23 protein-coding genes are annotated in these 24,548 nt (G+C 63.9%); 18 read left to right on the forward strand and 5 right to left on the reverse strand.

The window, feature by feature from the left end; all coding sequences use genetic code 11:
• Positions 1-120: 120 nt before the first annotated feature.
• From IVA81_RS29800 to IVA81_RS29850, 11 genes are all read left to right on the forward strand, one after another.
• The gene (locus IVA81_RS29800) at positions 121-858 is read left to right on the forward strand and encodes a LuxR family transcriptional regulator (protein ID WP_246927773.1); all 738 of its coding nucleotides are present in this window, start codon (positions 121-123) and stop codon (positions 856-858) included.
• Between the two features lie 85 nt (positions 859-943).
• Positions 944-1,603, forward strand: coding sequence for an acyl-homoserine-lactone synthase (locus IVA81_RS29805; RefSeq protein WP_247324603.1), 660 nt, complete (start codon positions 944-946; stop codon positions 1,601-1,603).
• A 1-nt stretch (position 1,604) separates the two neighbouring features.
• Positions 1,605-1,823 (forward strand): hypothetical protein, encoded by a 219-nt coding sequence (locus IVA81_RS29810; RefSeq protein ID WP_247324604.1) that lies wholly within the window; start codon positions 1,605-1,607, stop codon positions 1,821-1,823.
• Between the two features lie 311 nt (positions 1,824-2,134).
• Entirely contained in the window at positions 2,135-3,052 is a 918-nt protein-coding gene (locus IVA81_RS29815) for a branched-chain amino acid ABC transporter permease (RefSeq protein WP_247324607.1), read from the forward strand.
• Positions 3,049-3,993, forward strand: coding sequence for a branched-chain amino acid ABC transporter permease (locus IVA81_RS29820; protein ID WP_247324608.1), 945 nt, complete (start codon positions 3,049-3,051; stop codon positions 3,991-3,993). Before IVA81_RS29815 ends, IVA81_RS29820 begins: the two co-directional genes overlap by 4 nt.
• Positions 3,986-4,753: an ABC transporter ATP-binding protein gene (locus tag IVA81_RS29825; RefSeq protein ID WP_247324609.1), complete on the forward strand. Its 768-nt coding sequence runs from the start codon at positions 3,986-3,988 to the stop codon at positions 4,751-4,753. Before IVA81_RS29820 ends, IVA81_RS29825 begins: the two co-directional genes overlap by 8 nt.
• The gene (locus IVA81_RS29830; protein ID WP_247324610.1) at positions 4,746-5,459 is read left to right on the forward strand and encodes an ABC transporter ATP-binding protein; all 714 of its coding nucleotides are present in this window, start codon (positions 4,746-4,748) and stop codon (positions 5,457-5,459) included. Before IVA81_RS29825 ends, IVA81_RS29830 begins: the two co-directional genes overlap by 8 nt.
• A 239-nt stretch (positions 5,460-5,698) precedes the next feature.
• Entirely contained in the window at positions 5,699-6,478 is a 780-nt protein-coding gene (locus tag IVA81_RS29835) for an AraC family transcriptional regulator (RefSeq protein WP_247324612.1), read from the forward strand.
• Between the two features lie 110 nt (positions 6,479-6,588).
• The gene (locus IVA81_RS29840) at positions 6,589-8,892 is read left to right on the forward strand and encodes a TonB-dependent siderophore receptor (RefSeq protein WP_247324613.1); all 2,304 of its coding nucleotides are present in this window, start codon (positions 6,589-6,591) and stop codon (positions 8,890-8,892) included.
• A 530-nt stretch (positions 8,893-9,422) separates the two neighbouring features.
• Entirely contained in the window at positions 9,423-9,965 is a 543-nt protein-coding gene (locus tag IVA81_RS29845) for a hypothetical protein (RefSeq protein WP_247324614.1), read from the forward strand.
• Between the two features lie 108 nt (positions 9,966-10,073).
• On the forward strand, positions 10,074-11,408 hold the full coding sequence (locus IVA81_RS29850; RefSeq protein ID WP_247324615.1) for a hypothetical protein: 1,335 nt from the start codon (positions 10,074-10,076) through the stop codon (positions 11,406-11,408).
• A gap of 17 nt (positions 11,409-11,425) precedes the next feature.
• On the opposite strand, the gene IVA81_RS29855 is transcribed toward IVA81_RS29850, so the two are convergent.
• Positions 11,426-12,862, reverse strand: coding sequence for a glutamine synthetase family protein (locus IVA81_RS29855; RefSeq protein ID WP_247324617.1), 1,437 nt, complete (start codon positions 12,860-12,862; stop codon positions 11,426-11,428).
• Between the two features lie 130 nt (positions 12,863-12,992).
• Entirely contained in the window at positions 12,993-14,351 is a 1,359-nt protein-coding gene (locus IVA81_RS29860) for an aromatic ring-hydroxylating dioxygenase subunit alpha (RefSeq protein WP_247324619.1), read from the reverse strand.
• Between the two features lie 111 nt (positions 14,352-14,462).
• On the opposite strand from IVA81_RS29860, the gene IVA81_RS29865 reads away from it, so the two are divergent.
• Together IVA81_RS29865 and IVA81_RS29870 are read left to right on the forward strand one after the other, a co-directional pair.
• On the forward strand, positions 14,463-15,248 hold the full coding sequence (locus tag IVA81_RS29865) for an IclR family transcriptional regulator C-terminal domain-containing protein (protein ID WP_247324620.1): 786 nt from the start codon (positions 14,463-14,465) through the stop codon (positions 15,246-15,248).
• A gap of 98 nt (positions 15,249-15,346) precedes the next feature.
• Positions 15,347-15,679 carry a PRC-barrel domain-containing protein gene (locus IVA81_RS29870; RefSeq protein WP_247324621.1) on the forward strand — a complete coding sequence of 111 codons (333 nt, stop codon included), beginning with the start codon at positions 15,347-15,349 and terminating at the stop codon, positions 15,677-15,679.
• A 13-nt stretch (positions 15,680-15,692) separates the two neighbouring features.
• Here IVA81_RS29870 and IVA81_RS29875 read toward each other — a convergent pair whose 3' ends face one another.
• Positions 15,693-16,088 carry a group II truncated hemoglobin gene (locus IVA81_RS29875; RefSeq protein WP_247324622.1) on the reverse strand — a complete coding sequence of 132 codons (396 nt, stop codon included), beginning with the start codon at positions 16,086-16,088 and terminating at the stop codon, positions 15,693-15,695.
• A 2-nt stretch (positions 16,089-16,090) separates the two neighbouring features.
• The gene (locus IVA81_RS29880; RefSeq protein ID WP_247324623.1) at positions 16,091-16,999 is read right to left on the reverse strand and encodes a helix-turn-helix transcriptional regulator; all 909 of its coding nucleotides are present in this window, start codon (positions 16,997-16,999) and stop codon (positions 16,091-16,093) included.
• Between the two features lie 137 nt (positions 17,000-17,136).
• Here IVA81_RS29880 and IVA81_RS29885 point away from each other — a divergent pair, with 137 nt between their 5' ends.
• The 5 genes from IVA81_RS29885 (at position 17,137) to boxB (ending at position 23,590) form a co-directional block, all read left to right on the forward strand.
• Positions 17,137-18,678 (forward strand): benzoate-CoA ligase family protein, encoded by a 1,542-nt coding sequence (locus tag IVA81_RS29885; protein ID WP_247324624.1) that lies wholly within the window; start codon positions 17,137-17,139, stop codon positions 18,676-18,678.
• 115 nt (positions 18,679-18,793) lie between these two features.
• Complete coding sequence (locus tag IVA81_RS29890) at positions 18,794-19,612, forward strand: alpha/beta hydrolase (RefSeq protein ID WP_247324625.1); 819 nt, start codon at positions 18,794-18,796, stop codon at positions 19,610-19,612.
• Between the two features lie 18 nt (positions 19,613-19,630).
• On the forward strand, positions 19,631-20,005 hold the full coding sequence (locus IVA81_RS29895) for a DUF309 domain-containing protein (RefSeq protein ID WP_247324626.1): 375 nt from the start codon (positions 19,631-19,633) through the stop codon (positions 20,003-20,005).
• A gap of 264 nt (positions 20,006-20,269) precedes the next feature.
• Complete coding sequence (gene boxC, locus IVA81_RS29900) at positions 20,270-21,958, forward strand: 2,3-epoxybenzoyl-CoA dihydrolase (RefSeq protein ID WP_247324631.1); 1,689 nt, start codon at positions 20,270-20,272, stop codon at positions 21,956-21,958.
• A gap of 180 nt (positions 21,959-22,138) precedes the next feature.
• Positions 22,139-23,590 carry a benzoyl-CoA 2,3-epoxidase subunit BoxB gene (boxB, locus tag IVA81_RS29905; RefSeq protein ID WP_247324633.1) on the forward strand — a complete coding sequence of 484 codons (1,452 nt, stop codon included), beginning with the start codon at positions 22,139-22,141 and terminating at the stop codon, positions 23,588-23,590.
• 82 nt (positions 23,591-23,672) lie between these two features.
• On the opposite strand, the gene IVA81_RS29910 is transcribed toward boxB, so the two are convergent.
• On the reverse strand, positions 23,673-24,473 hold the full coding sequence (locus IVA81_RS29910) for an SDR family oxidoreductase (RefSeq protein WP_247324635.1): 801 nt from the start codon (positions 24,471-24,473) through the stop codon (positions 23,673-23,675).
• Positions 24,474-24,548 lie beyond the last annotated feature (75 nt).

Below are 24,548 nucleotides of genomic sequence, written 5' to 3' on the forward strand. Positions count from 1 at the left end.
TCTGCCACAAGTAGTTTAAATCTTCAGGCCAGATGAGCACCGGGAAACTACGGCTGCAGCGCATTTGAGGCAGCTCCCGAATACGTGCTATATGGAGGGCGAAAGTCAGGAAACGCACCGATGTCCGCCGCAGATGCCGTAGATTATGGCCGGGAGGCGCTCGACTTCATCGAAGGGCTTGGAGCCTACACCAAGGTTCCGGACGCCATGGACGCGCTTGCAACCGCGTTCGGCCGGTACGGTTTCGAACATATCATCGTGACGGGCCTGCCCAATCCCGAGCAGCGCTTTTCCCAAATGGTGCTCGCCAAGAAGTGGCCGGCGGAGTGGTTCAGCCTCTACACCCAGAAGAGCTACGACCGTGTCGATCCCGTGATCCGCAAATGCCGGCAGTCGGTGAACCCGTTCGAATGGTCCGAAGCGCCGTACGATCCGGAGCTGGAGCCGGGTGCGGTGGAGGTCATGCGGCGCGCCGCCGATTTCCGCATGTCGCGCGGCTTCGTCGTGCCGATCCACGGCTTGACCGGCTACGAGGCCGGCGTCTCGCTCGGCGGCGTCCATCTCGACCTCAATGCGCGCAGCAAGCCGGCGCTGCATCTGATCGGGATGTACGGCTTCGACCACATTCGCCGTCTGCTCGATCCGGCGCCGCATCCGTCGACGCGCCTCACCCCCCGCGAGCGGGAGGTGATCGCCTGGGCCTCGCAGGGCAAGTCGGCGTGGGAGATCGGCGAGATCCTGCACATCACGCAACGCACGGCGGAAGAGCATCTTGCAACCGCCGCGCGCAAGCTCGGCGCCGTCAACCGGACGCACGCGGTCGCGATCGCGATCCGCCACAGAATCATCAATCCCTGAAATCCTCGCCTACTGGGAAATTTCCCAATAGTCGGTTTTGTCTTTTTCGCTGAGGCTCCCCTCATTTCAAGCCATGGGGGAGTTCATGATTCATGTGATTTCTGCCGTCAATCGGCACCTGTACGAGGACGTCCTCGAACAGCATTTTCGGGTTCGTCACGAGATTTTCGTCGAGGAGCGGAAATGGGAGGCGCTGCGCAAGCCCGATGGCCGCGAGATCGATACCTACGACAATGAGGACGCAGTCTACCTGCTGGCTCTCGAGAACCGCCGGGTGCTTGGCGGCTCGCGCCTGTATCCCACCACCAGGCCGACGATGATGAGCGAGGTGTTCCCGCAGCTCGCCGCGGTACGCGGTTGCCCCTCGGACCCGCTGGTCTGGGAGTGGTCGCGCTTCTTCGTCTCGCGCGAGCGCCGCGACGGCGCGTTCAATCTGCAATTGATGGCGGCTGCGCAGGAATTCTGTCTCGACCAGGGCATCGAGCGGCTTTGTCTCGTGATGGAGACTTGGTGGCTGCCGCGCTTCCACGACATCGGATTCGTCGTGACGCCGCTGGGATTGCCCGCGCTGGTGGAGAATTCCTTGACCATGGCGGCAACGATCGAGATCCGTCAGGAGTCGCTCGATGTCGTGCGTGACCGTATCGGGATGACCAGCGTCGTCCAGCAGGACGGTCCGCGGATCGACTGCATTGCCCGTGCCAACCTCTGCGGCGCTGCTGCCGCGCAACGAAAGAGCGCCTGAGATGTCGAACATGATGCGGGACAGCCAGATCATGGCGCAGATCGAGGACGAGAATCTCGGCTACATGTCCGACATGGCGCTCGAGCTGGCGCAGATGGCGGAAGACACCGGACTGGCGACGCTCGCCTATCTGTTCCGGATGGCGGCGCTGGAGGCCTCGACGGCCAACAGCGTGCTCGCCGAACAGGATGACGTTCCCCAGCAGATGACGTCGCACTAGACGTCATCCTTGCTTACATTCCCACGAATTCGCACCCTCTTGCCGGGCCAACCGGCGAGAGGGTGATCGGTTTGGGTGCGGCAGGTTGCCCCAGCCTGCGCGGCGGCCGTGTTGCGTTGCGTTCGGCAATGCCGTTTTGAGCGGCGGGCCGGGATGCAACAAAGTGCATGTTTGATGTCGAATCGCTCTTGCCTCGGAACGATACTGCCATTACCCATTTTTCCGCCTTGAACAGGCAGGGGGAGCTCTTTCACTGATGGCGACCGTGTTCGAACATCGGCGCGACACCGCGTGCGCCTGAAAGAGTCTTGATGCTGCTCGTCGTCGAACAGTTCTTGAACGGATTGCAGTTCGGCCTGCTGCTATTCCTGCTCGCCGCCGGCCTGACGCTGGTGTTCGGGATCATGGATCTCGTCAACCTCGCGCACGGCTCGCTCTACATGATGGGCGCCTATTTCGCCGCGACCTTCGCGGCGTGGACCGGCAGCTTCCTGCTCGGTGCGCTGCTGGCACTGGGCGCCACGCTGGTGCTCGGCATCGTGCTCGAGATGAGCGCGCTGCGGCATCTCTATGGCCGCGACCATCTCGACCACGTGCTCGCGACGTTCGGCCTGATCCTGTTCTTCAACGAAGCCGTCCGGCTGATCTGGGGCCCGGCGGGCCTGGCGCTGCCGCTGCCGGCCTGGCTCACCGTGCCGGTGCCGATCCTGCCCGGCATTCACTATCCCGCCTATCGGCTCGCCATCATCGCTGTGGCGCTGCTGGTCGCGCTGCTGCTCTATCTTGGTGTGATGCGCACCCGCATCGGCATGCTGATCCGGGCCGGCGCCTCCAACCGCGAGATGATCGGCGCGCTCGGCATCAACATCAAGCTGCTCTACACGCTGGTGTTCGGTCTAGGCGCCGCGCTCGCCGGCCTTGCCGGGCTGATGCAGGCGCCGATCCTCACCGTGCAGATCGGCATGGGCGAGAACATCCTGATTCTCGCCTTCGTCATCATCGTGATCGGCGGCATCGGCTCGATCCGCGGCGCGTTCCTGGCCGCGATCTTCGTCGGCATGATCGACACGCTCGGCCGCGCCTTCCTGCCCAATCTGCTGCGACAGGTGCTGAGCGGCGCCGCTGCCTCCACCGCCGCACCCGCGCTGTCATCCATGCTGATCTATCTGCTGATGGCGATCGTGCTGGTGGTGCGGCCGGAGGGGCTGTTTCCGGCCAATCGTCGATGAAGGCTCTCACAGTGAGCAAGGCCGTCACGGCCCTGATGCTGGCGGGCCTCGTGCTGCTGCCGCTCTATTCGCAAATGTCGGGCAACATCTTCATCCTGACGCTGTTCACCCGCATCATCATCCTGGCCCTGGCGGCCGCGAGCCTCAACCTCATCATGGGGTTCGGCGGCATGATGAGCTTTGGCCACGCCGCCTATCTGGGCATCGGCGGCTACGCGGTCGGCATGCTCGCGCAGGAAGGCGTCGGAAGCGGCTTCATCCAGTTCCCGGTCGCGCTCGCCGCTTCCGCGCTCTATGCGCTGGTGATCGGCGCGCTCAGCTTACGCACCCGCGGCGTCTATTTCATCATGATCACGCTGGCCTTCGCCCAGATGGCCTATTACGTCGCCTCGGGCCTGGCGCGCTACGGCGGCGACGACGGCCTCACCGTCTACAAGCGCAGCGACTTCTCCGGGCTGATCGATCTCTCCAACCGCACGCAGTTCTATTATCTCTGCCTCGCCTGCTTGTTCGGCGTCATCTTCCTGATCTGGCGCATCGTCAATTCGCGCTTCGGCCTCGTCGTGCAGGGCCTGCGCTCCAACGAGCAGCGCATGCAGGCGATCGGCTTCCCCGCCAAGCGCTACCAGCTGGTCTGCTTCGTCATCTCTGGCACCATGTGCGGGCTTGCCGGCGCGCTGCTCGCCAACAACACCGATTTCGTCAGCCCGGCCGTGATGTACTGGACGCGTTCCGGCGACCTCATGGTGATGGTGATCCTGGGCGGCATGGGCACGCTGTTCGGCCCGATCATGGGCGCGGTGGTGTTCCTGCTGCTGGAAGAGTTCTTGTCGCAGATCACCGAATATTGGGCGCTGATCATGGGCCCGCTGCTGCTGCTGATCGTGCTGTTCGGCCGTGGCGGCATCATGGGCATGCTCGGGAGGGCTGGCCGTGGCTGAACCCCTGCTCCGCGTCGAAAAGCTGGTGCGCCGCTTTGGCGGCATCGTCGCGACCGACAACGTCTCGCTCGACGTCGCGGCCGGCGAGCTGCATGCCATCATCGGCCCGAACGGTGCCGGCAAGACCACGCTGATCAGCCAGCTCACCGGGCATCTCGAGCCGCATTCCGGCAGCGTCTCGCTGGCCGGGCGCGACATCACTTATCTGCCGGCCTATCGCCGCTGTGCGCTGGGGCTTGCGCGTTCGTTCCAGATCACCTCGCTGCTGCTCGATTTCACCGCCGCCGACAACGTCGCGCTGGCAGCCCAAGCCCATGCCGGCACCTCGTTCCGCTTCTTCGCCGATGCGCGCAAGGAGCGATCCTTGCGTGATGCCGCGCATGCCGCGCTCGATCGCGTCGGGCTGGCTCATCGCGCCGATGTTCTGGTGTCGAAGCTCAGCCATGGCGAGCGGCGCCAGATCGAGCTTGCGGTCGCGCTCGCGAGCAAGCCGAAATTGCTGCTGCTCGACGAGCCCATGGCCGGTCTCGGTGTCACCGAATCCCAGGGTATGGTGAAACTGCTCCAGGAACTGCGTAAGGAAGTCTCGATCGTGCTGGTCGAGCACGACATGCCGGCGGTGTTCGCGCTTGCCGACCGCATCTCGGTGCTGGTCTATGGCCGCGTCATCGCCTCCGGCGATCCGGCCGCGATCCGGGCCAACGAAGACGTCAAGCGCGCCTATCTCGGCGATCAGCACGTGGTGACGCATCATGGCTGAGACGCTGCTCGACGTCGACGGCATCGAGACCTGCTACGGCCTGTCCCAGGTGCTGTTCGGCCTGTCGCTGTCGATCAAGCCGGGCGAGATGGTCTCGCTGATGGGCCGCAACGGCATGGGCAAGACCACGACCATCCGCTCCATCATGGGCCTGACGCCGGCGCGCGCCGGCAGCATTCGTTTCGCGGGTGCCGAGGTCAGGCAACTTCCCTCGTACAGGATCGCAAAGCTCGGCGTCGGCCTGGTGCCTGAGGGACGTCAGATCTTCCCGAACCTCACCGTCCGCGAAAATCTGGTCGCGGCCGCGGCCGATCGTTTCGGCAGCCCCAACCCCTGGACGTTGGCCGCGATCTACGTGCTGTTCCCGCGGCTCGCCGAGCGCGCCGCCAACATGGGCAACCAGCTCTCCGGCGGCGAGCAGCAGATGCTTGCGATCGGCCGCGCGCTGATGACCAACCCGAAGCTGCTCATTTTGGATGAAGCGACCGAGGGCCTCGCGCCGCTGATCCGCGAAGAGATCTGGAACTGCCTGTCGCTGCTCAAGAGCCGGGGGCAGTCGATCCTGGTCGTCGACAAGAACGTCGATCACCTCGCCCGCATCTGCGATCGTCACACCATCATCGAGCGCGGCAGGACGGTGTGGAGCGGCACATCGCACCAGCTGATGGCCGAGCCGGATCTCCAGCACAAATATCTGGGCATCTGACGCGTTCGTCGCCATTCGCCGCAACGCAAAGCCTCTTCGAGCAAATCCAGTTTCGAAATCCTCCAAACTGCGCGCTCTGCTCTTGAGTGCGCTGCCGACAGCCGTCAAAGAAGCCGCTGCGCAAGCGGAATTCGATGCGGGACTTTTACGATCAAATTGTCGGACGACCTCAAGACGACATCGGTTCCGCACAGCCCGACGCTTCAACAGCGGGCCAATGGCTGGATTTTCCGGGCTGCGTGTTTGTCAGGGGCGAGTTTCGGGCCGACGCCGACGGCCCCGCGATCGCAGCTTCGGGCCTGTTCATCTCCGTGGCATTCGATGACAGTGCTGGCCGCGGCCTTCTGACGCGCGCGGCCAGCGGTGAAAGGCAGATGACGGCAATTGCCGTGCGCCAAGACAGCGCTGTGGGACGCGCGGCACGCTCTGGCGATCGTCCTGCCGTCGGCCTTGCTGTTCCCCGGGCCTCCATCGATGAGCTTGGACTTGGCGACGAGTTTGAGGCGCTGTTTAGGAGCGACGGGGCAGGCACGGCCGTCGTCTCTTTGACGGCATCTCCACGCATCGAGGCCGTCGCGGCAGAAATGTTCTCGCCGCCGGTCGCGGGAAACGCAGGCCAATTATTGCTGTCGGCGCACGCCGCCGAGATCATCGTCCACGCCTTGTTCAGTGAGCGCGGCCGGATTGCGGTCGACCCGGCCGCCGACCTCCAGAGGATGCGGTTGCAATCGGTCAAGGACCGGATGGATGCCGATCTCGCCTACCCCTGGAGCATCGACGAACTGGCGCGGAGCGCAGGATTGAGCCGCAGGTCCTTCAACCAGAAATTCCAGATGGCGTATGGCGAAAGCGCAATCGACTATTTGAGAGCGCAGCGGCTCGATGCCGCACGTGCGCTTTTGATCCATCAGCGCTTGTCCGTCACCGAAGCGGCCTATCGGGTCGGCTATGCCCATCCGGCCAATTTCGCAACGGCGTTCCGCAGGCGTTTCGGCCATTCGCCGAAGAGCTGTCAGTAAACTCGAAAGCCTCCACGCGCGATCAAAGGTGATTTGCGCGCGCGCAAAGGCGGCGAGCGCCTCGATCTGATTACTCCCGGGTTGTCTGAATACGGAACTCGGGGAAGACGATGAGGCGCAACGACGGGCAGATGCCCGGCTGGGAACGAATGAAGGGCGGCCTGCGCATGGCTGGCTTGGGAGTAGCCGGCTTGGGGACGGTGCTGCACGCGACGCCGTCGCTCGCACAGGTCTCCGGGACCAGTTCGGCATCGACGGCGGGGACATTGCCGCCCGTCACGGTCGAGGCACCGAGCCAGGCGCGTCCGCGCACCCAATCTGCCCAGCGCGCCTCGCAATCGCAGCGTGGCCGCGCCACGCCGCCGCGCAATGCCGCAGCCGGCCCAGCCAGAAACCCGGATACGCGCGAGGCAGGCGGCGGCCGTACCAATGCGTCGAGCGAGAACAGCTATGTTGCAAGCAGCAGCTCAGCGGGCACGAAGACGAGCACGCCTCTGCTCGAGACGCCGCAATCGATTTCGGTGGTGACGCGCAAGGAGCTCAACGATCGCGCCGTCCAGACGCTGACGGAGGCGGTCGGCTATCAACCGGGCGTCCGCATCGATGCCTCCGGTTACGATCCGCGCTTCGACGCCATTTCGATCCGCGGCTTCGACATCACCTACAACGGCGTCTATCTCGATGGCTTACGCCTCGTCGGCGCCGGTCTCGGCGTATTCAAGACCGAGCCCTATGGCGTCGACAGCATCACCGTGGTCCGCGGCCCGAGCTCGGCGCTTTACGGCCTCGGCTCGCCCGGCGGACTGGTTGACCTCCAGAGCAAGCTGCCGACCAGCCAGCCATTCCATGAGGTGCAGACGCTGTTTGGCGACCGCGATCGTGTGCAGGGCAATTTCGATCTGTCCGGGCCGGTCGATCCCAGCGGTCAATTTTCGTATCGGCTGACCGGCGTGGTGCGCGACGCCGACGTGTTTGTGCCCGGCGGCAAGGACAATCGCGTCTACGTCGCTCCGGCTGTCACCTGGAAACCGGATCAGTCGACGACCCTTACGATTCTCGGCGCCTATCAGAAATCGAAGACGCCCGGGTCGATGTTCACCTACTCTTCGGGGACCGGCACGACCACGGACATCTTCACCGGCAGCCCGTCCTACAATTCGCTCGATCAGGAACAGGGCCGCGTCGGCTATTTGTTCGAGCATGCGTTCAACAACGCCGTGACCGTTCGCCAGAAGTTCCGCTACGTCGACGTCGATGCGGTCACCCGCTATGTCGGCTTTCTCGGTGCTCCCGTAGGCGATGTCGTCTCGCGCTATACCGGCTACGTCCACGACACGCTGCAATCGGCCATCATCGACAACCAGGTCGAGGCCAAGCTGGCAACCGGGCCCGTACAGCACACGCTCCTGGTCGGCACCGACTACACTTCGTCGAAGTTCAACGACAAGCAGGGATTTGGCTTCGGCGTCTCCGATCTCAATCTGGCCGCGCCGGCCTACGTGCCGGAATCGATTCCCGATCCCGCGATCTCGTCCTCGACGCGGCAGCGGCAGACCCAGTCCGGAGTTTACATCCAGGACCAGGCCAAGCTCGACCACTGGATCCTGACGCTGAGCGGCCGCAGCGACTGGGTCCGCACCACCGGTGAGGATCTGTTCGCGTTGACCCGGCAGCAGCAGTCCGAACAGGCCTATAGCGGTCGAGCCGGGCTGACCTACGTGTTCGATTCCGGAATTGCGCCCTACGTCGCCTATTCGACGTCGTTCTTTCCCAATCTCGGCGTCGATCCCTCGGGCGCGTTCTTCAAGCCGACCACCGGCAAGCAGACCGAGGTAGGCGTCAAGTATCAGCCGCTGGGGACGAGGAGTTTCATCACGGCCGCGGTGTTCGACCTGACCCAGGATGGCGGCCTGGTGACGACGGGAACGGGCGTGACGGTCCAGCGCGGCGAGATCCAAAGCCGCGGCTTCGAATTGCAGGGGCTCGCGAGCCTCGGCGGCGGTTTCGACATCACCTCGTCGTACACCTATCTCGACATGGTCACCAAGCAGGCCGGCGACAGCTCGCTGGTCGGCAAGTTTCCGTCGGGCAATCCGCCCCACACTGCGACGCTGTGGGCGAACTATACCCTGCCGCTGGCAGGCCCGTTTGCGGGACTGAGCGTCGGTGGTGGCGCGCGTTATATGTCATGGAGCTATGGCGACGACCTCAACACATTCAAGAACAGCTCGGTGACCTTGGTCGATGCGGCGCTGAAATATGATTTCGGCCAGGCTGCGAAGGAGCTGAAGGGGCTTCAGTTTCAGCTCAACGCCAAGAACCTGTTCAATCTGCACTACACGACGTGCCAGGTCGGATATTGCTACCGCGGCGCACCACTGACCGTCATCGCAACACTCGGCTATCGCTGGTGAATGGCGCTTACGAGCTTGTCAGCAACGTCATGCTGCCGATCAGGATCAGTTTGCGCATGGAGACCCCGTTATCCGGTCAATTCGCCTGACCTAAATCGCGCCCGCTTGGCCGCTAACGCGCCAGCCGATGGGTGCCGATTTCGATCAAGGTCGTCCGGCAGGACAGGCGATAGATCAGGCTGAACAATTGATCCCACATGACCGAACTCCACTGTTGATCATGGAGCGATAGTCTAGACCCCATCTCTTTCCGGCGGTTTTCGCGACGCTGGGAAAATGGCTTCGTCAGGCCGGCCAACGTTTCGTCGGAACGGGAGACGCGAAGTCGTCTCACGGACGTGTGAGATATTGGTTGCTGCGGCACCCGGACCGTCTCGCGCAAGCCGAACGATGCTCGTTGCGGTCAGCCTGTATCAGAGGTAGTAAGGGCAGGGGTCTTCGCGGAAGATCATTTGGGGAATGTCGCCCGCGCCAGCATGACATCGCAACCTGACGGGAATTCTCATCGTCGGCGCTGGAGAGCGATCCTGTTGCTGTTCGTTGTCCTCCCCTTTGTGCCGGAACTGGCGATCCTGCTCACCTCTCTCTTCGCGGCCATCTCAGGATGCCAGCCCGGCACTGATACCGGCTGTCCCATCGGATCTTCTGCCGCGGAAATCATCCGTCATGCGCTGGAGGCGAGCTTGCTGGTCGGCTCTCGCTTTGGCGACGGACTCGCGGCACTGTGGCTGGCCGCGTGCTGCTGGCTGATCACGCTGGGATGGCCCCGGCTATGGATCCGACTGCTGCTGGCGTTCGCGGTCAGTCTCATCTGCGCATTCGTCCCCTATTTCGGCCCGATGCTTTCGATCGGCCATCTCGTCAACCCCAAATGCTCGCCAAACGAGGGAGGCGTGGGCGATTGCATCGTCTACGGCGGCGACGTCGGCAGTGTGGCCCACAAGGTGGTCAGCTTGGGCTGGAGAATCATCGAGGGCGCTCCGATCGCGATCGGAATATTCGTTGTCTATGCGATCGTTGCGGGGATCATCGAGCTGCGCTCGAGGAGGCAGGCTCTCCGTCCTCTGGGCTGATTCCCGTTCCGGGGGGCTCGCCGCCGACCCGACTCTCGATATTGTCAAGAAGCGGCAATTATGGTCTCATGCAGCCATAGATTGTTTTTCATATTTGGAGATGTTGCCATGCGGTTTCGTTTTGCAGCATTCCGGATCATTCTCGCCAGCGCGGCGGCCGTTGTCTGGCTTTCAGCCGTTCAGCCTGCCGCGGCTCAGTCCAACAATGATCCCGATATCCTGGCGGCCTATGTCTACAGATATGCCGACTATTACCTGCCTTATGCCATCCAGTCGTCCACGGCATATAAGCCGGTCGGCACGCTGAATACGATGCGCGATGCCGGCCTCGGCGAGGAAGTCGATTTCGCGGTGCAGAGTACGATCCCGGCCTCGCAGGACGACCTCAGAGGTCACGCGCGGAGGATCTTCAAGCCCTGGCGCTATCAGTTCGGCAGCGACGCATATCTCGATTGCCTCGATTGGGCGGATGAGGCCTGCAAGGCGGCTTACGCCAAGCGCGGCTGGAACTTCGGCAGCGGCCCGACATACCAGGTGTGGGCGCGGACACGCGCCGCGGCGCGTGGAGCCTGCAGCGAAGTGAGCATTGCGTTTCGCGGCACCGTAGGGTTTTCCGGAGGCGATTGGTACTCGAACTTCAGCCGGTTCGGTTCGCCCTACGACGACTATTATCAGCAGCTGCAACGCAACGTCGATACGATCATGAGGCAGATCCAGAACCTGGACTGCTACAAGCGGGCCGCCCGGAAGCCGCAGATCGTTTCGACGGGACATTCCCTCGGCGCCGGCTTGGCGCAATTCGTCGCGCTTGCGACCAAGTCGGGTGGTCCGCGGATCGCCAAGGTGGTTGCGTTCGATCCGTCTCCGGTGACCGGTGCGCACCTCGTCAACAAGACTCTTCTGGCCGAAAACGTCCAGCGCCTCGTCATTGATCGCGTGTATGAGAGCGGGGAGGTGCTGTCATATGCCCGCGCGGCCGTTCAGGAATATCCTCAGGCGAAGTCGCGCTGCAATCCGCAGGTGCGAACCGTCGAGGTCAAGGCTGCACGAGGCTCGATCATTGGGCTGCATGGCGTTGAACTACTTGCGACCAACCTTGCGGATATCACATACAATGAGGGCAATCCATTGGGTTACCGCGCTCCGGCCACGCTGGTCGGCAATTGCGATGTCATCTATCGGCCGGATTCCGACGAGCAGCTGATCGCGCGCAACGGAAGCCAGCGGTTCGCCGCGCTTCGGCGCGTTTACGCGCGAAGTGCCGGCCGGCGCGTCGTTTCGAGCCCTGCCAGTTCGGCGCTACGCTCGGGCGTGACACGGGTCGGCTCGCCCACCTCGAGCAACGGGCCGGATCCCCGCATGGCGACCGGCCCGGCCTCGAACGCGTTTGCTCTAGTGACCGGAGGCGGATTCGGCTTCACGCCGCTACCGCGTGCGGAATGATCGGGGCTGGTTACCGCTCAGAAGATTTCGAAATATTCGCGGTGCTCCCAGTCCGTCACCTCGGATAGGAAGCGGTCGATCTCGGCGTTCTTGATGTGAGTGTAATAATCGACGAACTCGGCCCCGAGCTTCTCGCGGAAGAACGGATCGTCCTTCAGCGCGGCGACTGCATCGCGCAAGCTCTTCGGCAGCAGCGGCGCCTTGGTTTCGTAGGGCGTGTCGGCCGAGGGGCCGGGATCGAGCTTGCGGTCGACGCCGTCGAGGCCTGAGAGGATCTGCGAGGCCATGTAGAGATAGGGATTGGCGGCGGGCTCGCCGATGCGGTTCTCCAGGCGCGTTGCGGCATCATTGGCGCCACCGAGCACGCGGATCATCACGCCGCGATTATCGCGGCCCCAGATCGCGCGATCCGGCGCCAGCGAATAGGAGCGGTAGCGCTTGTAGCCGTTGATGGTCGGGGTGGTGAACACTGTGGAGGCGCGGGCGTGGTCGAGCAGGCCGGCGAGGTATGCTTTGCCGAACGCGCTGAGTGGCTCGCCGCCGTCCTTCGCCATGAACTGGTTCTCGCCGCTCGCACGCGAGACGATCGACTGATGCAGGTGCCAGCCGCTCGCGAACAGGTTCGGCAGTTTCGGGCGGCACATGAAGGTGGCGTGATAGCCGTGGCGGCGCGCGATCTGCTTCACGGCGCTCCGAAACAGCACCATGTTGTCGGCGGGCTCGAGCCCCTTGCTCGGCGCGAAGGTGAATTCGCACTGGCTCGGTCCGAACTCGACCTCGACCGAGCGCAAGGGCAGGCCGAGCGCGACGATGTCGCGGCGGAGAATCTCCAGCACCGGCTCCATCTGATCGAAGCGCTGCTCGGTGAGGTATTGATAGCCGTGGCTGAGCAGGCTCACTGACGGCGGCGTGCCGGGCTGGCCGGCATCCTCGGGCCGCATATGCGCGTCGTCGAGCTTGAAAATGTGGAATTCGACTTCGAGCCCGGCGACGAAGTCGTGGCCGCGGCCGGCAAGCTCGTCGAGCACCTTGCGATAGAGCCCGCGCGTCGCGAACGGCACCGGGCGGCCGTCATTGAAGTAGAGGTCGCACAGCACCCAGCCTGTGGTCGGCGCCCAGGGCAAAACGCGAAACGTGGTGGGATCGGCGACCATCAGCACATCGGCCGCGCCCTCCATCTCCTTCATGCCGAAGCCGCCGCCTGACGTGAACACCGGAAACACCGTGCGGTGCGAGGTGTCCTTGGCGAGCATGGTGGTGGTGATGGAGCAGCCGCTCTCCAGCGAGGCAATCGCCTCGGAGGCGATGATGGTCTTGCCGCGCAAGATACCGTGCTGGTCGGGGAAGGCGAGGCGGATGACCTCGAGGTTCTTCTCCTCGACGATGCGTCGCATACGCGCCGCCGCCTCGCTCTGCTCATCCGACCACAGCGCATGACGCGCGACGAAAGTCACTTCATGACCCCCTCAACTGCCGTAGGGTGGGCAAAGCGAAGCGTGCCCACCACCTCTATCGTCCGAGCGGAAGCATGGTGGGCACGGCGCTTTGCGCCTTTGCCCACCCTACGGGTTCGGTGCACGCGCGTCACTCCGCCGCCGTCAGCTTGTGCACGTTGTCGGCAATCTCCTTCGGCACCGGCGCGGTCCATGGCGCACCGCGGCGGCGCTTGACGTCGACCTCCATCCAGTAGGTCTCCCAGCCCCGCGTCGGGCCGATGCCGTCCATGGTCGCCGGTCCCTGGATGCTCCGCGCATTGGCTTCGTCCAGGAACAGCATCGGCTTCTCGCCGCCCGAGACCTTCTCGATTTCCTGCCGCAACAGGCGGCGGTACTGCACGATCGCCTTGTCGCTCGAACCGAGATGCTCCTTGGTGCGGTCCTGGATCGCGCCCATCGATTCCACCGCCCATTGGTCGTGGACGTTAATGTCGGTGCCCATGCCGGTATAGGTCGCGGTCTGCTGCTCGTGCGGATCGAAGCCGTAATCGTTGCCGCTGTTCTTGCGCGACTTGTAGTCGGGCAGCTCATAGAGCTCGAGCCGCTGGTCGCGCATCTTCTTTTTGTCGACCGGGTTCGAGTAGCTGGTGAAGATCGCGTACCAGTAGCAGCTCTCGTCGTCGACCGGCACGTGCCACTGCGTGATCGTCATCTCCGTGCTCATGGGGATGACGAAGCCGTGCGGGAAGAGCTGGTTGGTGACGCGCACATGGGTGCGCTCCTCGTCGATCTCGCGCAGCGCGATCAGCCGCAGGCCATATTCGGTGTGCTCGACATTGATGATCGGGCGGTCATATTCGCGCAGGATTTTCGTCATCGGCAGGTCGGAGCCGGCCGAGGCGCCGCGAAACTGCTTGCCGTAGGCCGTGGAGGTATCCTCGTCCTCGAAGAAGCGGTGCAGATAGGAGGCGTGCGCGGGGTCGATGCCGACTTCGAGGGCCTGCAGCCAGTTGCAGGCCATGTGCCCCTTGAACGCAAATGTGTGCGTGCCGGGCGCGACGAAACAGTCGATCTCCGGGAATGCGGGCGGGGTGCCCTCGCCAAGATAAGCCCAGAGGATGCCGCTCTTCTCGATCACGGGATAGGAGCGCTGCCGGATGTTCTGGCAAAGCTTCGAATCCTTCGGCTCGGCCGGCGTCTCGATGCACTGGCCGGTGGCATCGAACAGCCAGCCGTGGAAGGCGCAGCGCAGGCCGCCATGCTCGAGCCGCCCGAAGGCGAGGTCGGCGCCGCGATGGGCGCAGTGGCGGTCGATCAGGCCGTAGCGTCCGTTCTCGTCGCGGAACAGCACCAGGTTCTCGCCGAGCAGTTTGACGAGACAGATCGGCCGCGCCCCCTCCAGCTCATCCACCAGCGCCGCCGGCTGCCAGTAGCTCCGCATCAGCTTGCCGCAAGGGTCTTTCGGCCCCGTGCGGGTGATCAGGTCGTTCTGCTCCTGGCTCATCATGGCAGTAGCATCCTTGTGGAATGGCGTTTGTTCGCCTATTGAACGAATGGGCGAATTATGACATGCCTTGGTCCCGCAGCAAGCATTATTTTGCAGGATTGTCCCGTCACCATGCCCAAGCCGAAGCGGAACGAGAGCGACGAGCGCGCGACGGATTTCGTCGAGGCCCTCGATCGCGGCCTGCGTCTCCTGCAATGCTTCGGCGCGACCGCAGGGCCGATGACGCTGAGCGATCTCGCCCGCGCCGCGGATCTGCCGCGCGCGACGGCCCGGCGCATGCTGTTCACGCTGCAGCGCGGCGGCTACGTCTCCGGTGATGGAAAGCTGTTCTCGCTGACGCCGCATGTGCTGACGCTGGCGGCGTCATACTTGCGTTCGAGCCAGCTCGTCGCGGTGCTTCAGCCCGTGCTCGATCGCGTCGCGACCGCGGCAAACGAGATCGCATCGCTCGCCGTGCTTGATGGCGACGACGTCGTGTTCATCGCACGCAGCAGCCCGGCGCGGATGTTCTCGGGCGGCCTCGAAATCGGCTACCGCTTGCCGGCCTTCTGCACCTCGGTCGGCCGCGCCATGCTCGGCCAGCTTGACGATGCCGATCTTGCCGGGCGCATCGAAGCGATGAAGCGCGAGGCCCTGACGCCGCAGACGGTGACGGACGCGAAAGCACTGCTCGCGCGCATCACAGCCGACCGGGCGCAGGGCTATTCGCTGGTCGACCGCGAGGCCGAGCCGCATTTCCGCTCGATCTCGGTTCCGGTGCGCCGTTATGACGGCGTGATCGTCGCCGCCATCAACATGGGCGCCCATGTCGATCGCGTGCCGGTGCAGGAACTGATCGATCGTTTCCTGCCGTTGCTGCGGGAAGGCGCAGAGGCGGTGCGTTCACAGCTGCTGTAGCTTTAGGTGCAACGCAAGAGCGGACTGCGCTGACGCAAACGTCCTACACTCCGACGTGTGTGCTATAATGCCGTCTACACAAGATCAGGGAGCACGCCATGCAACACACCATGGTTCCCAGTGATCGCATCGAGCACGTTGCCGTTTATGGGTGCGACGGTACGAAGCTCGGCACGATCGAACGATTGATGCTCGACAAGGTAAGTGGGACTGTCGCTTACGCCGTGATCAAGACCGGCCGGCTGCTCGGCACCCATCACCATTATCCCGTGCAGTGGAGCGCGCTGAAATATGATCCGGGACGTCAGGCCTTTCAGGTCGAACTGACGCCGGAGCAATTGAGCAGCGGTCCCTGCGAAGTCGACGGCGATGAATTCGACTGGGGCGACCGCTCGCGGCCGTACCAGCATCCGAACTACTGGTCGATCTAGAAGATCGACTTCGTCACTGCCGGTTACGCATCCAGTCCGCGAGGCCGAACAGCGCCTTGTCGAGATCCTGCCGCGCGGCGGCATCGGTGATCGTCTCCTTCAGCGCGCCGCGCATGCAGAGCATCCACGCGTCGCGTTCGGCATCGCCGATGGCAAAGCCGATGTGCCGCTGCCGCAGCCGCGGATGGCCCTTCTCGACGGAGTAGAGGCGCGGGCCGCCGGTCCATTCGGTGAGATAGCGCTTCAGCACGTCCCTGATCAGACCGAGGTCGTCCGCATGCATGGCGCGGATGATCTGTGCCTCGGGCAGCGTGTCCATGCGCTCGTAGAAGCGATCGACCAGAACGTCGATCGTGGCACTGCCGCCGATCCGCTCGAACATGGTGATTGCGACGTCGCTATCGGTCATCCCTACAGCGCCACGCTCCGCAGCCCGAAGCTGCGCGCCTCGTTCTGCAGCACCGGCCGCACCGCGTCGATCAGCCGGGCGGCCGCCGCATCGACGCTGAGGCCGGCGGTATCCACCACCGCCGTTGCGCGCGAGTACAGCGGCTCGCGGCTCAGCAAGATGTTGCGCAGCTCCGCCATTGCGGAGCGATCGTCCGCCATCGGGCGCAAATCGCCCTGGCGGCGGACGCGGGCCATGTGCTCTTCCGGCTCAGCCTTCAGCCAGATCGTGTAGAACGAGCTCAGGATCTGGTCGAAGGTCAGCGGCTCGGAGACGATGCCGCCGCCGGTCGCCAGCACCATCAGCTCGTTGCGCGCGAGCAGCTGCTGCAGCGCCGCCTGCTCCATGCGGCGAAAGCCTTCCTGGCCGTAGAGCGCAATGATCTCGGCGACCGAGAGCCCGTTCTGCTGCTCGACCTCCTTGTTGAGCTCGACAAAACTCCAGCCGATCTTCTTCGCCAGCGTCCGCCCAAGCGTCGATTTGCCGGCGCCGCGCAGGCCGATCAGCGCGATGCCGCAGAATGGCGCGCGCCGCGGCGCGGTTGAGCTGCCGCCGGTGAGCAGATCCTTTGCTTGCGCAATCTGCGCAGGCGTCGCCTTGCGCAAGAGATCGCGAAACATCTGCCAGTCTGGCGTCGGATCGGCTGAGGGGAGCAGATCCTCGAGATGCGCGCCCATCGCGTCGGAGACGCGGCGGAGCAGCACGATCGAAACATTGCCCTTGCCGCTCTCGAGCTGCGCGATGTAGCGCTCCGAGATTCCTGATACCTTGGCGAGCACTTTGCGCGACATGCCGCGCAGCGCGCGCATCGTGCGCACGCGCTGGCCGAGCTGTTCGAGGAACTGGGATTCGGCGTCGGGACTGTCGGTCATGAGCCTTCTTTAAGGGATGTCTTCTTGAAGGGTGTCCTGCGGCGCAATTTAATGAAACATAATGCCTGCTGGCATTGACAGCAAGCCGCCGCGGTGTCTTTCTATGAATTATAATTCTAAATTCGGGAGAGAACTCCGTGAGCGAGGGATCCTATAACGCGGTGACCTGGCTGCTCGACCGGAACGTCGAGGAGGGCCGCGGCAACAAGCTGGCTTTCGACGACACCGTCTCGCGGCTCACCTATGGCGAACTGCAGCGCGACAGCCGCCGCGCCGCCAACATGCTGCGCCGGCTCGGCGTCCGCCGCGAGGAGCGCGTGGCGATGATCATGCTGGACACCGTCGATTTCCCGATCGTGTTCCTTGGTGCGATCCGCGCCGGCATCGTGCCGGTGCCGCTCAACACGCTGCTGACCGCCGACCAGTACGCCTACATTCTCGCCGACTGCCGCGCGCGCGTGCTGTTCGTCTCCGAGGCGCTCTATCCTGTCATCAAGGACGTCGTCGGCCGCATGCCCGATCTTGAGCATGTCGTGGTGTCCGGTGCCAAGCAGAACGGCCACAAGCAGCTCACTGAGGAGATCTCCGGCGAGAGCGACCAATTCACCACCGCCGTGACGCACCCGGATGAGCCCGCGTTCTGGCTCTATTCGTCGGGTTCGACCGGCATGCCCAAGGGCGTGCGCCATATCCATTCCAATTTGCAGGCGACCGCCGACACCTACGCCAAGCAGGTGCTCGGCATCCGCGAGAGCGATGTCTGCTTGTCGGCGGCAAAGCTGTTCTTCGCCTATGGCCTCGGCAACGCGCTGACCTTCCCGATGTCGGTCGGCGCCACTGTGGTCCTGAACAGCGAGCGGCCGACGCCGGCACGCATGTTCGACCTGATGAACCGCTACAACCCGTCGATCTTCTATGGCGTGCCGACGCTGTTCGCGGCGATGCTCAACGACGAGACCAGGAAGAGCGAGCGCGGTGGCAAGGCCTTGCGCATCTGCACCTCGGCCGGCGAGGCCCTGCCGGAATCCGTCGGCAACAGCTGGAAGGCGCGGTTCGGCGTCGACATTCTCGACGGCGTCGGCTCGACCGAGCTGTTGCATATCTTCCTGTCGAACGCGCCCGGCGACATCAAATACGGCTCCTCGGGCAAGCCCGTGCCCGGCTATGCAGTGCGGCTCGTCAACGAGGCCGGGCAGGACGTCGCCGACGGCGAGGTCGGCGAGCTCCTGGTCGATGCGCCCTCGGCCGGCGAAGGCTATTGGAACCAGCGCCACAAGAGCCGCCGCACCTTCGAGGGACCGTGGACCCGCACCGGCGACAAATATGTTCGCGACGCCGAGGGCCGCTACACCTTCTGCGGCCGCGCCGACGACATGTTCAAGGTCTCCGGCATCTGGGTCTCGCCGTTCGAGGTCGAGAGCGCGCTGATCACGCATCCTGCCGTGCTGGAGGCCGCCGTCGTGCCTGAGGCCGATCCGGAAGGATTGCTGAAGCCCAAGGCCTTCGTCGTGCTGCGTCCCGGCGCGACAACGACGGAGTTGCAGGAGATGCTCAAGGAGCACGTCAAGCAGAAGATCGGCCCGTGGAAATATCCGCGCTGGATCGACGTGGTGGAGTCGCTGCCGAAAACGGCGACGGGCAAGATCCAGCGGTTCAAATTGCGGGAAGGGGCGAATTAGCTACAGCCGTCATGGCCGGGCTTGTCCCGGCCATCCACGCGCTGCCGCAATTGAGGAAAGACGTGGATGCCCGGGTCAAGCCCGGGCATGACGACGGAGAGAGAAGAGCGCAATCATGATAACCCTCACCCCCACCGGCTTCCTCAGCATCGGCAACGCCAGCCTCGAATACAAATGGCTCGCGCCTGAGGTCGCAGACGCACCCACCATCGTCATGCTGCACGAAGGCCTCGGCTCGGTCGGGCTGTGGGGCGACTTTCCGGAGAAGATCCAGGCTGCGACCGGCGCCGGCATCTTCCTCTATTCGCGTGCGGGTTACGGCCAGTCCAGCCCGGTGACGTTACCGCGCCCGCTGGACTACATGCAGCGCGAGGCGCTGGATGTGCTGCCGAAGCTGCTCGACGCGATCGGCTTCAAGCGCGGTCTGCTGCTCGGCCATTCCGACGGCGCCTCGATTGCGACGATCTATGCCGGCGCGCATCAGGATCATCGCCTGAGCGGACTCGTGCTGATTGCGCCGCATTTCATCGTCGAGGACATCTCGGTGAAATCCATCGCCGCGATCAAGACCAGCTTCGAGACCACGGACCTCAAGGCAAAACTGGCGCGCTGGCACAAGGACGTCGACAACGCCTTCTACGGCTGGAACGGCGCTTGGCTCGATCCCGAATTCCGCGATTGGGACATCTCCGAATACCTCGCCTATATCCGCGTACCCATCATGGTCCTGCAGGGTGCCAACGACCAATATGGGACATTGCGCCAGGTCGAAATTGCGCAGGACGAGTGTTATTGTCCGATAGATTTTAAAGTCATTTCAGACGCGGGCCATTCCCCGCATCGTGAAGCGCCGGGGGCGACGCTTGACGCAATTGAGCAATTTGCAAAAGCGGCCCTGCGCGACGATCAGGGACTCGAGGTACGCGCCGCATGACCATGCGGAGGCACATCTATGAATGTGCCTTCACATGCGACCGGCCCGTTGCCGTGGCCGCAATGGGCCTATGTCCCGGGCAAGCCCGGTGCGGTGGATGCCGATTCCGAGACGCTTGGTTTGGCCAAGGCGATGGTGCCCTCGGCCTTCCGCGGCTACGTGCCGGCGCGCCATCCGGCGCTGCGCTATGGGCTTGCGCTCAACGACCGCGGCTATTTCTGGGAAGCACAGGAAGTGCTGGAGGCCGTGTGGGCCGCCGCTCCGCAAGGCGGCCGCGAACGTATTCTGCTGCGCGCCTGCATCCACATCGCAAATGCCAATTTGCGGCTGCGGATGCAGCGGGCGCGCTCCGCCGCGCGGCTGTTCGGGGATGCGCGGAGCTGCGCACGCTGAATTCCCGCAAGGCGGCTGCGGCCGGCGACGGCTTCGTCGAGACCTTCCCCGTCCCAGCCCTGGTCGCGCTGCTCCAGGCCAAGCTTGGCCGTCCCCAGCTCTCCAAGGCGGACTGGATCGCACTCGGGGCGACCGCGCGGTCCTAGTCGCCGCATGAAACAAAGTGCATGCGATGGCAGTTAAGGGCTAGACGCGCCCGAAAAGATGCACTATTGTGCATCTAACGCTACAGGCAAAACGCATAATCAATCTCAAGGGTGGCCCATGGCCGGGGAAGATCGGCGCCTCGCAGGCGGCGCGACATTCATCGATTTCCAGACCGAACCGTCCCGCTACCGGCACTGGAAGCTCGCGGTCGACGGCGACGTCGCGACCCTGACCATGGACGTCGACGAGAACGGCGGCCTGTTCGAGGGCTATCTGCTCAAGCTCAATTCCTATGATCTCGGCGTCGACATCGAGCTTGCGGATGCGGTCCAGCGGCTGCGCTTCGAGCACCCGGAGGTCAAGGTCGTGGTGATGCGCTCGGCCAAGAACCGCGTGTTCTGCGCTGGCGCCAACATCCGCATGCTCGCGGGCTCCACGCACGCCCACAAGGTCAATTTCTGCAAATTCACCAACGAGACCCGCAACGGCATGGAGGATTCGTCCGAGAATTCGGGCCAGCGCTTCATCACCGTGGTGAACGGCTCCGCCGCCGGCGGCGGCTATGAGCTGGCGCTCGCGACCGATCACATCATCCTCGCCGATGACGGCGCGTCCGCCGTGGCGCTGCCCGAAGTGCCGCTGCTCGCGGTGCTGCCCGGCACCGGCGGCCTGACGCGCGTCGTCGACAAGCGCAAGGTGCGCCGCGACCACGCCGATTTCTTCTGCACCATCGAGGAGGGCGTGAAGGGCAAGCGCGCCGTGCAATGGCGCCTGGTCGACGAGATCGCGCCGAACTCGAAGCTCGAGGCCAAGATCGCCGAGCGCGCCAAGGAGTTTGCAGGCCAATCGAAGCGCAAGGGCAGCGGCAAGGGCATCGCGCTGACGCCGCTCAAGCGCCTGATCGACCAGACCAGCATCCGTTATGGCTTCGTCACGGTCGACATCGATCGGACCGCCCGCATCGCCACCATCTCGATCAAGGCGCCAGAGACCGCGCCGCCCGCTGACGTCGACAGCATGATGGCGCTAGGAGCATCGTTCTGGCCGTTGCAAGTGGCGCGCGAGATCGACGACGCCATCCTGCATCTGCGCATCAACGAGCTCGAGATCGCCATGCTGGTGTTCAAGAGCCATGGCGACCGCGCCCAAGTGCTGGCCTGCGACGCCTTCCTCGAAGCCAACAAGGCGCACTGGCTGGTCAACGAGATCCGCCATTACTGGAAGCGCGTGCTCAAGCGCATCGACGTCACCTCGCGCACGCTGGTGACGCTGGTCGAGCCCGGCTCCTGCTTTGCCGGCACGCTGGCCGAACTCGTGTTCGCCGCCGACCGCTCCTACATGCTGATCGGCACGCGCCAGGGCGACAACCGTCCGCCGCCGTCGATCGAGCTGTCCGCGATGAATTTCGGCCCCTATCCGATGAGCCATGGCCTGACGCGGCTTCAATCGCGCTTCCAGGCCGATCCGGCCGATGTGGAGCGGGCGGAAGCGACGCTCGGCACCTCGCTCGACGCCGAGCAGGCGGAGGAGCTTGGCCTCGTCACCTTCGCGCTCGACGACATCGACTGGGACGACGAGGTCCGCGTGTTCCTAGAGGAGCGCGCCAGCTTCTCGCCCGACAGCCTCACCGGCATGGAAGCGAGCCTGCGCTTCGTTGGCCCCGAGACGATGGAATCAAAGATCTTTTCGCGCCTCACCGCGTGGCAGAACTGGATCTTCCAGCGCCCGAACGCGGTCGGCGAGGAAGGCGCGCTGCGCCGCTACGGCAGCGGCCAGAAGCCGAAATTCGATATGACGCGGGTTTGATGACTTTCGTGTCCCGGGCGCGCTGCGGCACCAAAAGCGCAACGCGCGTCTTCAACGCGCTATGGTGACGCTGCGCAGAACCGGGACCCATAGTGGACCGAACAATAGGTCCCGGCTCAGCAGTGCAGCACTTCGCGCCGCACTGCGTCCGGGACACGAGACGGAGCAAGGAGCACGGCCATGAATATGAACATCATGAACGTCGACTACTCGACCAAGATTCCCAATAACGTGAATCTCGCCGAGGACCGCCAGGTGCTCAAGGCGCTGGAAGGCTGGCATCCCGGCTATATGGACTGGTGGAGCGACATGGGGCCGGAAGGTTTCCAGGAATCGCTGGTCTATTTGCGTACCGCCTATTCGGTCGATCCGCGCGGCTGGGCCAAGTTCGACTATGTCCGCATGCCCGACTATCGCTGGGGCATTCTCCTGGCGCCCCAGGAAGAGAACCGCGTCGTGCCGTTCGGCGAGCATTATGGCGAGCCGGCCTGGCAGGAAGTCCCCGGCGAATATCGCGCCATGCTGCGCCGCCTGATCGTGATCCAGGGCGACACCGAGCCGGCCTCGGTCGAGCAGCAGCGCCATCTCGGCAAGACCGCGCCTTCACTCTACGACATGCGCAATCTGTTCCAGGTCAATGTCGAGGAAGGCCGTCACCTCTGGGCGATGGTCTACCTGCTGCAAAAGTATTTTGGCCGCGATGGACGTGAAGAGGCCGACGATTTGCTGCGCCGCCGCTCCGGCGATGCCGATTCGCCGCGCATGCTGGGCGCCTTCAACGAAGCGACGCCGGACTGGCTGTCCTTCTTCATGTTCACCTACTTCACCGATCGCGACGGCAAGATGCAGCTGCACTCGCTCGCGCAGTCCGGCTTCGATCCCTTGTCGCGCACCTGCCGCTTCATGCTGACGGAAGAAGCGCACCACATGTTCGTCGGCGAGACCGGCATCACCCGCGTCGTGCAGCGCACCTGTGATGCGATGAAGGAAGCCGGCATAACCGATCCCACCGACATCGCAAAAGTTCGCGCGCTCGGCGTGATCGATCTTCCGACCATCCAGAAGAAGCTGAACCTGCATTACACGCTGTCGCTTGATCTGTTTGGCTCGGAGGTCTCGACCAACGCGGCCAACGCCTTCAACACCGGCATCAAGGGCCGCTATCACGAGACCCAGATCGACGACGATCACCAGCTCAAGAACGCCACCTATCCGGTGCTCAAGTTCATCGACGGCGAGATCAAGCTGGTCGACGAACCGGCACTGACCGCGCTCAACATGCGCCTGCGCGACGACTACAGCCAGGATTGCGTCAAGGGCATGCTGCGCTGGAATAAGGTGATCTCGACCGCGGGCTACCAGTTCCAGCTCAAGCTGCCCAACGTCGCCTTCCATCGCCACATCGGCGAGTTCAAGGACGTGCACGCGACGCCGGACGGCCTGTTGATCGACGATGCGACCTGGGCGAAGCGCAAGGACGAATGGCTGCCCTCGACTGCCGACGGCGACTTCATCACCTCCCTGATGCAGCCCGTCACCGAGAGCGGCAAGTTCGCCTCCTGGATCTCGCCACCGAAAGTCGGCATCGACAATAAGCCCGGCGATTTCGAGTACGTGAAGATCGAGTCGTAAGGAAGTTAGCGAATGGTGAGTGGCGAGTAGCGAATAGAGAACGAGCGTCTATTCGCCATTCGCTACACACCATTCGCGCTTCTTACCCCGCGATCTCCAGCCCCGCATTCGCGTAGACCACGCCGCCATCGACGGCGATGGTGTTGCCGACGACGTAATCGCCCGCACGCGAGGCGAGGTAGATCGCCAGCCCAGCCATGTCCTCGTCGGTCCCGATCCGCCGCGCCGGAATGCGCTTTGCGACCTCGTCCGAATGGTCGCGCGCGGCCCGGTTCATGTCGGACTTGAACGCGCCCGGCGCGATCGCGGTGACGTTGATGTTGTCCTTGATCAATTTCGTCGCCATGCGCCGCGTCAGATGGATCACGGCGGCCTTGCTGGCGGCGTAAGAATAGGTCTCGCCAGGATTGACGAAGATGCCATCGACCGAGGCGATGTTGATCACCTTCGCCGGACGTTCCGCGCTTGCCGCCGAGCGCAGCGGTTTCGCCAGAGCCTTGGTCAGGAAGAACAGCGACTTGACGTTGAGGTCCATCACCTTGTCCCAGCCGCTTTCGGGGAATTCGTCGAACTCGGCGCCCCAGGCAGCTCCGGCATTGTTGACGAGGATGTCCAGCTTCGGCTCCAGCTTGATGATTTCGCCGGCGAGCCTGTCGCAACCTTCGACGGTGGAGATGTCGATCGGCAGCGCGATGCATTCGCCGCCATATTGCGCGGTGAGCTCCTTGGCGGTCGCCTCGCACGGTCCGGCCTTGCGCGCGGTGATGTAGACCTTTGCGGCGCCGGCGCTGAGAAATCCCGCCGCAATCATCTTGCCGATGCCGCGCGAGCCGCCGGTCACCAGCGCGACGCGGCCTTTGAGCGAGAACAGGTCGTTGAACATGAGGCCTCCCTTGGTTGGCGCTGTTTTGGGCGGGGAGGGGAGGGGAGTCAAGGAAGGCGCTGCCAACTCCGCCCT

Origin of the sequence: Bradyrhizobium sp. 141, assembly GCF_023074055.1 — a bacterium.
GTDB lineage: Bacteria > Pseudomonadota > Alphaproteobacteria > Rhizobiales > Xanthobacteraceae > Bradyrhizobium.

What these genes read in the sequence shown, in the direction of transcription:
- IVA81_RS29830 (WP_247324610.1), top strand. Translation starts at nt 4,746, where the DNA reads ATGGCTGAGACGCTGCTCGACGTCGACGGCATCGAGACCTGCTACGGC.
- IVA81_RS29815 (WP_247324607.1), top strand. Translation starts at nt 2,135, where the DNA reads ATGCTGCTCGTCGTCGAACAGTTCTTGAACGGATTGCAGTTCGGCCTG.
- IVA81_RS29810 (WP_247324604.1), top strand. Translation starts at nt 1,605, where the DNA reads ATGTCGAACATGATGCGGGACAGCCAGATCATGGCGCAGATCGAGGAC.
- IVA81_RS29805 (WP_247324603.1), top strand. Translation starts at nt 944, where the DNA reads ATGATTCATGTGATTTCTGCCGTCAATCGGCACCTGTACGAGGACGTC.
- IVA81_RS29800 (WP_246927773.1), top strand. Translation starts at nt 121, where the DNA reads ATGTCCGCCGCAGATGCCGTAGATTATGGCCGGGAGGCGCTCGACTTC.
- IVA81_RS29860 (WP_247324619.1), bottom strand. Translation starts at nt 14,351, where the DNA reads ATGATGAGCCAGGAGCAGAACGACCTGATCACCCGCACGGGGCCGAAA.
- IVA81_RS29880 (WP_247324623.1), bottom strand. Translation starts at nt 16,999, where the DNA reads ATGACCGACAGTCCCGACGCCGAATCCCAGTTCCTCGAACAGCTCGGC.
- boxC (WP_247324631.1), top strand. Translation starts at nt 20,270, where the DNA reads ATGGCCGGGGAAGATCGGCGCCTCGCAGGCGGCGCGACATTCATCGAT.
- IVA81_RS29890 (WP_247324625.1), top strand. Translation starts at nt 18,794, where the DNA reads ATGATAACCCTCACCCCCACCGGCTTCCTCAGCATCGGCAACGCCAGC.
- IVA81_RS29875 (WP_247324622.1), bottom strand. Translation starts at nt 16,088, where the DNA reads ATGACCGATAGCGACGTCGCAATCACCATGTTCGAGCGGATCGGCGGC.
- IVA81_RS29840 (WP_247324613.1), top strand. Translation starts at nt 6,589, where the DNA reads ATGAGGCGCAACGACGGGCAGATGCCCGGCTGGGAACGAATGAAGGGC.
- boxB (WP_247324633.1), top strand. Translation starts at nt 22,139, where the DNA reads ATGAATATGAACATCATGAACGTCGACTACTCGACCAAGATTCCCAAT.
- IVA81_RS29895 (WP_247324626.1), top strand. Translation starts at nt 19,631, where the DNA reads ATGAATGTGCCTTCACATGCGACCGGCCCGTTGCCGTGGCCGCAATGG.
- IVA81_RS29865 (WP_247324620.1), top strand. Translation starts at nt 14,463, where the DNA reads ATGCCCAAGCCGAAGCGGAACGAGAGCGACGAGCGCGCGACGGATTTC.
- IVA81_RS29850 (WP_247324615.1), top strand. Translation starts at nt 10,074, where the DNA reads ATGCGGTTTCGTTTTGCAGCATTCCGGATCATTCTCGCCAGCGCGGCG.
- IVA81_RS29870 (WP_247324621.1), top strand. Translation starts at nt 15,347, where the DNA reads ATGCAACACACCATGGTTCCCAGTGATCGCATCGAGCACGTTGCCGTT.
- IVA81_RS29910 (WP_247324635.1), bottom strand. Translation starts at nt 24,473, where the DNA reads ATGTTCAACGACCTGTTCTCGCTCAAAGGCCGCGTCGCGCTGGTGACC.
- IVA81_RS29820 (WP_247324608.1), top strand. Translation starts at nt 3,049, where the DNA reads ATGAAGGCTCTCACAGTGAGCAAGGCCGTCACGGCCCTGATGCTGGCG.